Origin of the sequence: Nostoc sp. 106C, assembly GCF_002154725.1 — a bacterium.
Lineage (GTDB): Bacteria > Cyanobacteriota > Cyanobacteriia > Cyanobacteriales > Nostocaceae > Aulosira.
The window spans coordinates 35,963-49,385 of record NZ_MTAW01000039.1 but is presented as its reverse complement, the minus strand read 5'-3'; the positions used below and the strand labels follow the sequence as shown (position 1 = coordinate 49,385).

Here is a 13,423-nt window from a genome sequence, read left to right as displayed (position 1 = left end):
TTCGTTTGGTTCTTTATTAGAGAAACCAAAGGTATGGAGTTAGAAGATATGTAATAGGCTGAGATTTTAGATTGAAATATACATGGCGATCGCTGATTCGTGTTTAGATGTGAAAGAGCGATCGCATTGCCAATTATTAACTCTGCATTCTGCCTCAAGGATGCTACACGAACACCTTTGGGCAGATGACGCTAATAAGGAAATCAGTATCCAATAGATCACAGGCAGGCAATATCTGGGGTAAGGAGACTCATGGCATGAGCTGGCAAGCGATTTGGAAATTATTCCAAGAGACTTTTAAAGAATGGAGTGAGGATAAAGCCTCACGTTTAGCGGCAGCGTTAGCTTATTACACAATTTTTTCGATCGCACCGTTGCTGATTATTGTAATTGCGATCGTTGGTGCAGTATTTGGAGAAGAGGCAGCTAGGGGTGAAATTGTTCGACAAATCCAAGGTTTAGTTGGGAGACCAGGCGCAGAATTTATCGAAACAGCTATTCAAAATGCCAATCAACCACAGACTGGAACCATTGCCTCAATCATTAGTATCCTAGTTCTGCTGTTGGGTGCTACAGGTTTATTTAACGAGTTGCAAGATGCCCTCAATACGATTTGGGAAGTCAAGCCCAAACCAGGAGCAGGCGTGAACAATATGGTTCGTCAACGTGTTTTATCGTTCGCTATGGTTTTAGGGATTGGCTTTCTACTTCTCGTTTCCTTGGTAGTTAGTGCAGGTTTGACAGCACTGGTGACTTTCTTTAGTAACCTTGTACCGGGTGTTGATTTTATCTGGCAAATTGTTAACTTTATACTGAGTTTTGCCATCACTACAATACTATTTGGGCTAATTTTCAAAGTTCTGCCAGATGTCAAAATTACTTGGGGTGACGTGATAATTGGTGCTTCTATCACCTCAATTTTATTTTCTATAGGTAGGTTTTTGCTAGGACAATATCTAGGTAACGGTGGTTTTGGGTCAGCCTATGGTGCTGCTGGTTCACTAGTAGTTATTTTGGCCTGGATTTATTATGCTGCTCAAATTCTCTTTTTCGGGGCTGAATTTACCCAGGTTTATGCCAGAAGATATGGCAGTGGTATTAGACCAACGAAGAATGCTGTACCTTTAAATAGTCCAGAAATACAAGATAGTGGTACTAATGAAACGAGGCGGACTGCCGCTCAAAAAAGACCATCTTCTAACATTATTAATCGCATTATGCGGTCATTGATCAAACCTAAGGGTTTAAAAAAGAAAAGAAGAAGTTAAACATAAGTGGGTTGACTCTCAAAAATATCAAACTTCTCATTTATAAAGTAGAAGGCACAAGGATTTGAAAAACACAAGGCAACTTATTAATTACTCATGTCTCAATACGGTTCAGTTAAGGAAATTTATCTGTTGAGGAAAGTAGAGGTAGTAGGGGAAGAAAAAAAGGTTTATCTAAAGCGTATTGAATTATGGACAATTTATCTTATTTGAGAGGGCGATTAGTAAAGTACGAAATTACTAGCGCTGAGTGATAATCCACTCACTAGTTGGGCAAACTGTACCTGATTAAATCCACCTACGCTACCATCTTGGTCAAAGTAGAGTGCGCCTGTAGTGTTGTTGTAGATAAATCGCTGAGCACTAGTTGTTGCGGCTGTACCAACAGTAAACTGGTTAGCTGAAAGTGAACCTACTGATAACCCGCCACCAAAACCAGGCGCATATACCCGAAAGATTTCATTGGTTGGGTTGAAGTCAGAGATAGTATCAATACCTTCATTGTAACCATTGAATCCAAACGTATCTATGCCGCTATTCCCATAAAAAGACTTGATGCGGTATGTACTTAAGAAATTGATTGATAGTCTTTCTAAGGCGGATTAAAGTTGGAAAAAAAGCGCAAGTACCTTATAAGTCAGCTATCACACAAGCACTCGGTTGAGTTGCCGCAAGCTAGCCACCCAAGCGAGTGCTTTGGAAACCCGCGCAACGCAGCGGCTCCAAAATCTAAAATCCAAAATGGTATGACTTATTCTGGATTTTTATGCCATTGCCCATCATCACCTTTTTCGTAATCGCGTTTTACTGCACTCCAAGCAACACGAAAAGCACGTTCTTCTTCACCATATTCTTCTAATGCATTGTTAAATGCAGCCCGAAAAATTTCTTGAGCGTGCTTGGGTAAATGTTCTCTTACTGAATCTGGTAAGTCGTCAATTTGTTGATAGGGCATATATTTGACTCCCTTATCTGAGTTTAGTAAGTGATAAGTAGAGGGACAGAAATATTTGCAGTCATTGCGGGCGAAATGAAATGAAGCGATGCAATCTTACCCTTTACGATTGCTACTCTGCCTTAAGCTACTGCCGATCTACATTTAGCTACCTTAGTCTATCCTTCGGTAACGCTTCATACCTTGCGGGAAGGTGTTCCGCCAACGCAATGTCATTGTGTAATTAATAATATTAGAAATTAATGGTTTGTTGCTGAAAGCTTGATTGACTATCCCAGTAATCAGCTCTGTTAATTTTTACCTTCAATAAAGCGATATCAGATTCATCCAATCCTTGGGGAAACCATGCTTGGAGTTCCGGCTTCCATAGCTCTTGCATCTTATTACGGTCTTTTACAAGTTCTGCGATACCTGAGATGGAAACATATCGCGGCTCGTTGGGAGATGTGAAGCTAATATTGACATGCTGACGATGCTCAATCTCAAATACTTTGTGGGTACTTGCGTTGGTAAAAAACCAGATTGTGCCATCAGACTGGATATCGCTAGTTTTGTCCATAGGACGACTGTGCAAGCTGCCATCCTCATCAACTGTAGTTAACATACCACAGCCAATATCTTGAATCAGTCCACGCAGCTTATGAATATGTTGATTCTGATCAGTAGAAGTTGTCATTTACCGTACTCTGTTGTTGATATTACTTGCGGAGTTAAAAGTTTTGATTACAACCAATTGCCGTGGTTGGTAAGTTCCTACTTCAGTATCAACATTTTTTCTGTTTAATTGCGTGAGCCTAAAGATATACTTTTGCTGACATTCGCTTACAAGCTTAATATTTATAAAGAAGGTTGGGAAAATCAATATTTATTTTATAACTTTTGAAGTAAATGACTTTTATTCCAATTGGGTGATGAAAAGCAATTGAAACAATGCAGGAATGGTAGTGTGACATCCACACTCAAATTATTTTCTCAAACTTATGCAAGTTCAAGAACAACAATCAGAATATGTTGACGCTACTTTGACTAACGATATGGCTACAGTTAAAAATTCTGAGCCAGGAACTCTGTCAACGATAGCTAGCGCTGAGAGATCTGATGATAAAGTCTCAGAAATCGGCAGAAATATTTCAGATTTTCTGGAAAGATTGCCACAAAATATAGTTAGTTTCTATAACGAATATAGGTTGCCAGTTGTTAGCTTTGCTGTGCTGGTTGCAGCAATGACTGGTCTAAGAATATTACTGGCAATTACAGATGCATTAAATGATATTCCGTTGGTTGCTCCATTTTTTGAATTGATTGGATTTGGTTACGTAACCTGGTTTGTCTTTCGCTATTTTATTAAAGCTTCCACTCGCCAAGAGTTAGCTGGAGAGATTGACATGGTTAAGAAGCAGATTGCAGACGACAATGCTTCCTAATTACATGGCACGATCGCAAATATAAACAACGCAGAGGGAGTATATGTGAATGCTTCCCTCTGTAAGCGATCACTAACTAGAACTCAGTACAGTTGCCTGATTTGAGTAAGATATAAAATAACATCCAAATTTATAAAAAATGCAACAAGACTCAGTATTTGTTATATTTCTTGCTTTCGGGTTTATCTGGCTACTGATGGGAGTTGGCGGTTGGATTGCGCTGCTCAAATCTGAAGGTGAGGAGATTAAGGTTGGCAAATGGGGACTATTAGTTGCTATCCCGATTTTAATACCAATAATTATCACCCTAATTATTGGTATATTTTACCGCTAATTAGGGTGAGATTTCCACCCTAATTTGTAATCAAGTCGGTTGAGGTTGTCTTTGAGAATAAAGTTGATCGCAGTAGATTGCCCAAGCAACACCAAATAATCCACTCAGAGAACCTGCGATCGCAGCTACAACACCCCATCCTAAGGGTCCAGTCCAGTTGGAAATCTCTTTAAGAAGTGCTGTACTGACTTTACTCACTACATAAGCTGTCCCGGTTGCGGCAATTGTTACTAATCCCAACTCTGCTAGAATTTCAACAAGTTCTTTTTTAGATAAATCCTCTTCAAAATAAATCTTCCAAATGCTGGTGTACATCAGGACATCAGCAGCCGTTAAAAGAATTTGTTTAGGAATTTCTCCGCCAGGAGTTGGCGCTGCTGAGGCTGTACCACTACCAACAGCATAAGTAGCGATCGCTAAAGTAGCTTCTAATCTTTTTTTACCCAAACTATTCACAATCTTGTCTCTTGTCATGTTCATTACTATTGTGGCAAGATAATTTTGGGGCTTTGATTTTTTCGAGTTGTAACTGAACCATGTTCCATAATTAAAAATGAGAGTCTCACCTTCAGGACTGGTTCACGATGTATCAAACTGACCCACCGCGATCGCCAAAAGATGTCCCCTACAGAACAGTTGACTACACAATTGTCCACTACAGAAAGGTTAGCTGCACAATTGCGCGCGCTTGGTATTGAACCAGATTTGGGTTAGCCTTTCTAAGCATAATTAGCCGTCTTCAAAGCAGAAAATTAAAAAAATTAAGAAGATACTTCTGATTTTTTGTGCATAGGTACAACCAACACTTTATCTACTCGGTTGCCATCCATACTAACTACTTCAAAGCGTAATCCCACCCACTCAAAATTTTCAGCGATCGCGGGAATATGTCCCAGCTGGTTTACAATAAACCCCCCTAAAGTTTGATAGTTGACTCCTGCTTGAGGTGACAATTTTCTAATTTGTAAAATTTCTTTAAATTCGTCAATCGGCAATAATCCATCTAACAACCAAGATCCATCTTCACGCTGTACCACATCAGGGTCAGCTATATCTTCACTCGATGGGATATCACCTACGATTGCTTCTACAATATCAGTGAGCGTCACCAAGCCCTGGATTACGCCATATTCATCCACGATTAAGGCAATATGATTGCTCGATTTTTTAAATAACTCCAAGAGTTTCAGTGCAATCATACTTTCCGGCACATACAAGATTGGTTTTAATATGGCTTGCAGTTCCAGGGGTTGAGTCGGATTTTGGGCTAAAAATTCTTTGGTCTGCACTACACCTAATAAGTTATCTATGCTATCCTGACCGACTGGAAAGAAAGAATGAATACTTGAGATAACTTGGCGACGAATTGTTTCTAATGGGTCATTAATATCAAGCCAGACTATTTCTGTACGTGGTGTCATAAATGCACTGACTCGTCGATCGCCAAGGTTAAACACTCGTTCTACTACATCTTGTTCGGCTTCCCCCAACAAACCCGCTTCATGGCTAGCCGCTACTAAAAGTTTTAGTTCTTCAGTGGAATGCAGCAATTCTTCGCTACTTCCTGGTTCTAACCCGATCAGCTTCAGAACAAAATTTCCGATATTATTTAAAGCCAGCACAGCTGGGCGAAATACAGCTAAGTAAAGTTCCAATGGTTTGATGACCGCAAAGGCTGTTCTTTCTGTGCGCTGAAGTGCTAGGCTCTTAGGAGCCAATTCTCCCAAGACGATGTGCAAAGACGTGATGATTATAAAGGCAATCAATACTGATAGGGTATGAGCGCTAGTTTGCGCTAAAGATGTTGGCAGCCAATGGAAAGCAGGTTCGATGAGTACAGCCAGCGCTGGTTCTCCCAGCCAACCTAAGCCTAAAGAGGACATAGTAACGCCAAGCTGGGTAGCTGCTAAATAAGCATCTAATTGATTCACTGCTCGTTGTAAAGCTTTTGCACGAGGGTGCTCTTCCGCCACCAACTGCTCGACACGACTACGGCGTAGCGCAACTAAAGCAAATTCAGCTGCTACAAAGAATCCATTGGCTAGCACCAAGACAATTACAGCTAGTAACTTCCCGGCGGTAAGCACACTGAATGGACTGCTGGCAACCATTTATTTTAGACCTCGTCTCAACTTTAAACGCTTTTATCTTGTCCTACTCATGCCCTAATTAGCAATCCGCCCTAAACTACTATCAAAAGGTTAAATAACAAAAATTAGTAAGAAAGCGCGATCGCCTGTATTAAATTAGTAAATTTAACGCCAAACTAAAATTCCACAGATCTGTAGTAACTACTAGTCTAATTACTATTTGCAGAGGCATTTATGCCCAGTTCATATCACTTTAAAAAAAACTGCCGGACTGGAAGTTTTACCTAAAATCTGGCAACAATCAGTCCAATAGCAGATGAGGCAATGTTGTTTGACGACTATTTAAATTTTTCTAAATTTGTGGCTGCATATACAGCAGTAGCGATCGCATTTTGCACAGCTATATCTTTCTGGGGATAGATGATATTTTCTGAAACAGTTCGCTGAGCAACTACGCCACAAACAGCAGCAGCAGCAAATTGATAAACTCCGGCCATTTTAAATAATGTGCCGCATTCCATCTCATAGTTCAAGATATTCAAATGCCGATATTCTTCCGTCATGCCATGCAGCGATCGCATCAGATAGGGATTGGCTGAATCTGTGCGTTCCTGTCCTTCGTAAAATGTATCTACCGATGCGGTAATTCCTAAATGATACTCAAAGCCTAATTCACTTGCTGCTTTCACTAACGCAACTGTCAGAAAAGGATCGGCTGCGGCTGGATACTCCACAGGTGCAATATCATTAGCTGCACCTTGGCGACACAATGCTGCACTGCTAATGACAATGCTACCAACCGACACATGAGGTTGAATTGAACCGCAAGTTCCAATCCGAATAATTTGCCGGATTCCTACCTGTACCAACTCATTCACCACAATACTTAAGGAAGGCGCACCCATCCCACTTGTAGCAGATAAAATCGGGCGATCGTTGCCTAAGTATCCTATATAGGTATTAAGTCCGCGATTCTGTGACAATAATTGCATATCCCGCAAATGAGTTTGCGCAATTAGACTTGCACGTTCTGGATCGCCAGATAACAATGCGATACTAGGAGGTGATGCACCTAAATCCTCTCGACCAAAGCCAATATGATAAAAGCGTTTACTAATCATACTGTTTTTCTAAAATATCTTTTTTAAGTATCAGCTAAAAATTAGGTAGAGTGGGACATATTCTACTTTAGTATTCGCAATATACTTCTTGTAAAAACCTGCTTAATCAAACTTTTTAATATTGTTTCAAAAAGTCTCGTAGTTGTTTACCTTTAAAACTTTTAGCAAGTTGACGTACATGAGTGGCAAACGCTACCCATTTTTCATCTAACTGTTCTAGTTTTTCGGTTTGTCGGATAATAGCTCGTAAGTCACCCTTCTTTGCTAAATCTAGCAAGATTGCAACTTCTGCTGCTGGGGGAACAATAAATTCTGCATTGAGTATTTTAGATTTTATATTCGGATCTTCTTGCTCTTGATTACCAGTTTTCACCTCTTCATAAACCCATTCCAAACCTAAATGAATTCCTATTTTTTCTAAAAGCTCAGATAGCCTGAATGGCTTGAGAATAAAATCATTGAAACCAGCTTTTTGACTCTGTTGTTTATCCAAGTCAAAAGCGCTAGCTGAAAGAGCAATTACTACTACTTCTTTTAAGTCTGGTAACATCCTGAGACGGCGAGTTGCTTCAAAACCGTCCATTACGGTCATGACTAAATCCATAAAAATTAAATCTGGCTTAAATTCACGAGCTATGCGCAGACTATCTAAGCCATCTACTGCTTCCATGACTTCAAATCCTAAAGGCTCTAGTAAATTTGCCAAAACAGAGCGATTTGCCCATTTATCATCTACTACTAAAACTTTGCGTTTACAACTAACAAAACTGATGATGTTACTTTCATTAATACTTTTAATATTAGTTTGTTGAAAAACTTGAGGTAAATCTAAATCTAACCAAAAAATACTTCCTTTGCCTAAAGTACTTTTAACCTTGAGTTCACCACCCATCATCTGCACTAATTGACTACTAATTGCCAATCCCAATCCTGTTCCTTCTGTTTTACGACTATGCTCACCAACCTGCTTGAACGGCAAAAATATTTCTTCTAATTGCTCTTGTGCAATGCCAATACCTGTATCTTCAACTTGAAACCGCAGTTTCCCATTATGAGAGCCAACCTGAAAAGTTATACTACCTTTCTCAGTAAATTTGACTGCATTACTCAGTAAATTAATTAAAACTTGCCGCAATCGTTTTTCATCTGCTCGAATTGCTATTGGCAGAGGAGAAAGGGCCTTGTAAATTAGTACAACTCCCTTTTGCTCAGCACCAATGCGACAGATTGCGACAATGCTTTCCAGAAATTCTACTAAATTAAACTCTTTAAGATAAAGCTCCATTTGGCGAGCTTCTATTTTGGAGATATCTAAAATATCATTAATCAGTGTTAATAGATGTTCACCACACTGATGAATTATATTAATACCATTTTTTTGCTGACTAGTTAAAGTTTTATCTTTCTGGAAAATTTGCGTATAACCTAAAATCCCATTCAGCGGGGTACGGAGTTCATGACTCATACTAGCAAGGAATTCACTTTTAGCGCGGTTAGCAGCTTCGGCTACTTCTTCTGCACGTTGGCGATCGCCAATTTCCTGTTGTAGTTGTAAATTTTTATCTTGTAACTCTAGTGTTCGGTCTTGTACTTTCGCTGCTAGGTTCCGGTTATACTCCTCTAAATCATTATAAAGACGCGCATTTTCAATCGAGATTGCTGCTTGAGATGATAAAAGTTGTAAAACTTCCAATCGCTGTGGTGTAAATGCCCCTACAGTCAAGTTATTTTCTAAATACAGAATGCCAATAACTTTACCTTGATTCACAATCGGCGTAGATAAAATTGATTTTGGTTTATGGTTGATCACATAGCTATCTGTTGTAAAAACTCCTTCACGGGTAGCATTATTTAATACAACATACTGCTGAGTTCGATGCACATAGTTTATGACAGATATGGGTAACTGTTCGCTTGATTCTACAGGTATGGGTTGCTGTACATTTATCTCATTTTTTCCGATACTGCCTGAAGCTTTGATAAATAGTTTCCCTGAGTCCTCTAAAATCAAAAATCCTATTTCTGCACCAGCACTTTCAATAACAATGTGCATTAATTTTGCTAGTAGCTTATCTAACACTATTTCCCCAGAAAGAGCTTGTGAGGCTTTCATGACTGTGGCTAAATCGAGAACTTGAGAATTACCTCCAGTCGTGGCTATTTTTGTTAAAGTATTTTCTATATTGATGTTTGCGATGTTCTGCGATGTCTCAAGACAAGCCACTTCGTGTCTACGCATAATCAATTGGGGATAGCGTGCTTCTAAATCTTTGAGTTTAGCGATCGCTCCCCAATGGCTATAAGCTTGGTAAGCATTAGTCATATAGATGCGGGCAATGGTTTGTTTACCCCATGACAGATAAAATTTAGCAGCGAGTTCGTGAGCGAGGGCTTCTTCGTTGATGTACTGGTTTTCTTTAGCAAGTGCGATCGCTTTGTCGTAATTTTCTATTGCTTCTAATTTTTCACCTAAAACTCGATGCTGCTCTGCCTCCACTAGATAGAATTTGTGCAGATAATTCATTGGGGCATGATCTGCCCATTTCAGTAATTTTTCTTGATTATTTTGTATGCGTTCAAGAATTTCTTTTCGCCCAAACTGTGGACTATCGATATATAGGGCAATCCGCACTAAAGAATCATAGAAATAAAAGAGACCAACCGTTACCATTCCTGTAGCTGCCGCAAAATAACTTTCTAATTGAACGATATTTTCCAGCGCTTGAGAGTAGTCTTCAAACCAATAACAAAGCACAAATTTGTGAAAGTATAACAATTGAATAGCTACTTGATCATTGCTTTGCTGATGAATGAGAAGCATTTTCTGCTCATCGTAAGCTTCACCCTTTAAAATGCAAGAATTTTCAGCCTTTCCCATCATGTTTAGAACGGCTTGCCAAGTGATTTCGTGATAATTAAGTGCTGTTTCTTGCTTAAGTTTTCTAATGGTATCCCCGTAAGTTACTATTTCTCTTTCAAGGACAGTTAGTTGTTGACCACTTAAATATAAGAAAAGACAGTATTCAAATGCACTAAAGGCAGCATATTCTAAATCTCCAGTCTCTAGCCCGTTAGAGTAATCTGAGCGAAAATGTTCTGAGGTATTCCTGAGGTGTTCTTTCCAATGTCGGACAAAGACATTTACCATGTGGCTGGTCTTGGTGCTGATTTCTTTAGCATTCAATTTTGATAGCAAATTCAAAGCTAATTGACCAAACTGATAGCCTTGCTCAATATCTCCTACAACCCCGCACAAAAGAAAGCCATAAAGGGCATAAGCAAAGGGAGAAACATCAGCATTGCCGTATTCGACGGATATACCGACCTGTTTCAACACCATTAGAGGTATCAGTTCTGGCGTAACAATGAAGGTAGCAGCAAATAAACTTGATAACAGCCTCAAGGTTGCTAATTTATCAGGGTCGGTCATTAGAGGTAAGTCAATTAAATCAGAAGGTTCTTTTCCATTCAAAATTGATGCAATTTCCTCAAATCCTTGCCCAATATCTAAGTGGTTTACTTTTTCAGGAAATTCCACCCCCAATAACTTTAAGATTTTTAGCCCTGTATTAAGCGCTTCTTTGAGCTGGTTCTGTGATACGTAAGCTTGAATCTGGACTGTGTACAGCTTCACTGTATCTATTAGGGAATTAGCGCGGTTTTGCACTATCTCAATAAATTCCTGCATCCGCTTAAAGTCACCACTTAGGTAGTTTGCTTCTACTGCTTCGGTATGTAACGCTAATGTTAGTTCATACTGACTCTGCCAACTATCTTCTGTAAGCAGTGCTAATCCTGCTGTGCTGTATTTAACAGCATTTTCATAAGCTGTTGCTGCTTTAGCTTTTTTACCTGCTATTAAATTCAGTTTGGCTAATTCATATTTTTGAGTTTCTTGAGAGATTAATTCAACTCCAATATTTAAATGATTAACAATTTCAAATATATTCTCTTCTATATCTTTTGCTGATGTGTTTTTAAGCAGTAATTCACCTATTTTTAGGTGTGTTTGTTTTTGCAAATCATCGGGAATTAAAGAATAAGATGCTTGCTGTACTCGGTCGTGCAAAAACTTGTAAGTAATGTTTAACTGCTCTGTTGCAGTTTCAGATTCAAAAGCCAGAGGTATTTTATAGGCATCACTTAAAGGTATAACTAAACCTGCTTGTAAAGCTTTCCACAAGTCATTAGCCGTTTCAAGCTGAGTTTTTTCATTAACGATTGCTAAAACTTCTAAAGTAAACTTATCTCCTATACAAGCAGCTATTTTCAAAACATTAATTGTCTCCAATGATAGCTTTTGAATCTGGCCGACCATCAATTCGACAACATTATCTGTAATATTAATATCTTGTAGCCGCTCAATAGCCCATTGCCAAACACCTTGGGAAAAATTAAAATTGATGAAATTTTCTTGGTAAAGATATTTGAGTAGCTCTGTTAAGAAAAACGGATTACCTTGGGTTTTATCAAATACTAAATCTGCTAGGGGTTTAACTATTAATTGGCTACTATGTATAGTATCAGCTAGTATTTGATACACACAGTCAATATTCAAAGAACATAGAACAATATTCTCAATACTTCTAACCTGTTGAATCTGCTCTAATGCTTGGATTAAGGGATGAGTAGCACTGACTTCATTATCTCGATAAGCTCCGATTAATAATAAATATTCGCTGTCCGGGTCGGTAATAATTAGCTCTATTAATTTTAGAGAAGCTGAATCCACCCATTGTAAATCATCTAAAAATAAAACTAAGGGATGTTCTCGTTTAGTAAAAACATGAATAAACTGTTGAAATACCCGATTAAAACGATTTTGAGATTCTGTTCTACTTAATTCTACTATTGCAGGCTGATAACCGATAATGCGTTCTACTTCCGGTATGACATCTATGATAATTTGACCATTCTGACCAAGCGCTGCCAAGAGTTGAGATTTCCAATTTTCTAATGCTTCAGCACTTTCTGTTAACAATTGCTGCATTAGTTCTTGAAAAGCTTGAATTAATGAAGAGTATGGAATATTACGTTTAAATTGGTCAAATTTACCCGAAATAAAATATCCTCTCTGGCGCACAATCGGCTTATGAATTTCATTCACCAAAGAAGATTTGCCAATTCCAGAGTACCCCGATACCAGCATCATCTCTGTTTGACCGTTGCTGATACGCTCAAAGGCATTTAATAATATATTTACTTCTGCTTCCCTGCCATAAAGTTTTTGAGGAATGATAAACTGACTGGATAAATCTAGCTGTCCAATAGTAAATTCAGGAATTTGACCATTCTGTTCTAATTCCTGTAAACATAATTCTAAATCTGCTTTTAACCCTAAAGCACTTTGATATCTATCTTCTGCTGTCTTGGCTAAAAGTTTCATTACAATTTCAGAAACTATTAGCGGAATATCTGAATTGATTTCGTGAGGTGAAGCTGGAATTTTAGCAATGTGTGAGTGAATTATTTCTAACGAATCATTACTATCAAAAGGTAGCAAATCAGTGAGCATCTGATAAAAAGTGACTCCCAAAGAATAAAAGTCGGTACGATAATCAAGAGAGCGATTCATTCTGCCAGTCTGCTCAGGAGACATATAGGCAAGTGTACCTTCGATTAAATTGGGGTTGCTGACAGTTGGATTTTCTCTAGATAAATGGGATGCAATACTAAAGTCGATAATTTTAATATTTAAATTCTGGGGATTAATAATAATATTTTGGGGTTTAATATCTTTATGAATAATCTTATTTTGATGTATGCGTGCAATTGTTGCAGCTAAAGAAATAGCAATTTGCAAAAAATTACTTAATTCAAAGTTTTGAGTATCGATTAAATTTTTTAGTGTCTCTCCAGCAAAATCTGACAATATTAATGCTAGCCCATTCTGATAATTTTCTAAAGCCAGTGGTTTCACAACTCCTTCTATATTCAGAGATTGGAGTATGTGATATTCGTGCCGCAATCTAGCAAGCTGTTCTATAGTCGGATAGTCAGTTTTAAGTGTTTTAACGATCGCAGAGGTTTGGTCAGACTCCCTTAAGGCACGATAAACACAAGTAGTACTACCGTCATATAAAACTTGAACGATGTTATAACCAGCAATGGTAATACTCATTTTTGACTTGTCGCTTGTGGGAGATGAGTAGACAGTTGATTAATGAACTTTACATCAATAATAGTAAATTCGGCTCTTTTGCTTGAAGAGATATTAAAGAACGTTTGCAA

At 38.4% G+C, this 13,423-nt stretch carries 9 protein-coding genes; 3 read left to right on the top strand and 6 right to left on the bottom strand.

Annotation, left to right across the window (positions count from 1 at the left end; translation table 11 throughout):
• Positions 1 to 257 precede the first annotated feature (257 nt).
• Complete coding sequence (locus BV375_RS02600) at positions 258 to 1,268, top strand: YihY/virulence factor BrkB family protein (protein WP_086756950.1); 1,011 nt, start codon at positions 258 to 260, stop codon at positions 1,266 to 1,268.
• 751 nt (positions 1,269 to 2,019) lie between these two features.
• On the opposite strand, the gene BV375_RS02595 is transcribed toward BV375_RS02600, so the two are convergent.
• Together BV375_RS02595 and BV375_RS02590 are read right to left on the bottom strand one after the other, a co-directional pair.
• The gene (locus BV375_RS02595) at positions 2,020 to 2,223 is read right to left on the bottom strand and encodes a ChaB family protein (protein ID WP_086756947.1); all 204 of its coding nucleotides are present in this window, start codon (positions 2,221 to 2,223) and stop codon (positions 2,020 to 2,022) included.
• Between the two features lie 232 nt (positions 2,224 to 2,455).
• Positions 2,456 to 2,899 (bottom strand): pyridoxamine 5'-phosphate oxidase family protein, encoded by a 444-nt coding sequence (locus BV375_RS02590; protein WP_086756945.1) that lies wholly within the window; start codon positions 2,897 to 2,899, stop codon positions 2,456 to 2,458.
• Between the two features lie 304 nt (positions 2,900 to 3,203).
• Here BV375_RS02590 and BV375_RS02585 point away from each other — a divergent pair, with 304 nt between their 5' ends.
• Both BV375_RS02585 and BV375_RS02580 read left to right on the top strand, forming a co-directional pair.
• On the top strand, positions 3,204 to 3,647 hold the full coding sequence (locus BV375_RS02585) for a CAAD domain-containing protein (protein ID WP_086756943.1): 444 nt from the start codon (positions 3,204 to 3,206) through the stop codon (positions 3,645 to 3,647).
• 139 nt (positions 3,648 to 3,786) lie between these two features.
• Positions 3,787 to 3,981 carry a hypothetical protein gene (locus tag BV375_RS02580; RefSeq protein ID WP_086756938.1) on the top strand — a complete coding sequence of 65 codons (195 nt, stop codon included), beginning with the start codon at positions 3,787 to 3,789 and terminating at the stop codon, positions 3,979 to 3,981.
• A gap of 30 nt (positions 3,982 to 4,011) precedes the next feature.
• Here the strand turns inward: BV375_RS02580 and BV375_RS02575 are convergent, their stop codons facing one another.
• The 4 genes from BV375_RS02575 to BV375_RS02560 all read right to left on the bottom strand — a co-directional run bounded on the left by BV375_RS02575 (position 4,012) and on the right by BV375_RS02560 (position 13,313).
• Positions 4,012 to 4,455: a hypothetical protein gene (locus tag BV375_RS02575; RefSeq protein WP_243713827.1), complete on the bottom strand. Its 444-nt coding sequence runs from the start codon at positions 4,453 to 4,455 to the stop codon at positions 4,012 to 4,014.
• Positions 4,456 to 4,742: 287 nt separating this feature from the next.
• The gene (locus BV375_RS02570; protein ID WP_086756933.1) at positions 4,743 to 6,092 is read right to left on the bottom strand and encodes a hemolysin family protein; all 1,350 of its coding nucleotides are present in this window, start codon (positions 6,090 to 6,092) and stop codon (positions 4,743 to 4,745) included.
• Between the two features lie 317 nt (positions 6,093 to 6,409).
• Entirely contained in the window at positions 6,410 to 7,192 is a 783-nt protein-coding gene (locus tag BV375_RS02565) for a nucleoside phosphorylase (RefSeq protein ID WP_086756930.1), read from the bottom strand.
• Positions 7,193 to 7,307: 115 nt separating this feature from the next.
• A complete protein-coding gene (locus BV375_RS02560) occupies positions 7,308 to 13,313 on the bottom strand; it encodes a hybrid sensor histidine kinase/response regulator (protein WP_086756928.1) in 6,006 nt (2,001 codons plus the stop codon).
• Positions 13,314 to 13,423: the final 110 nt, after the last annotated feature.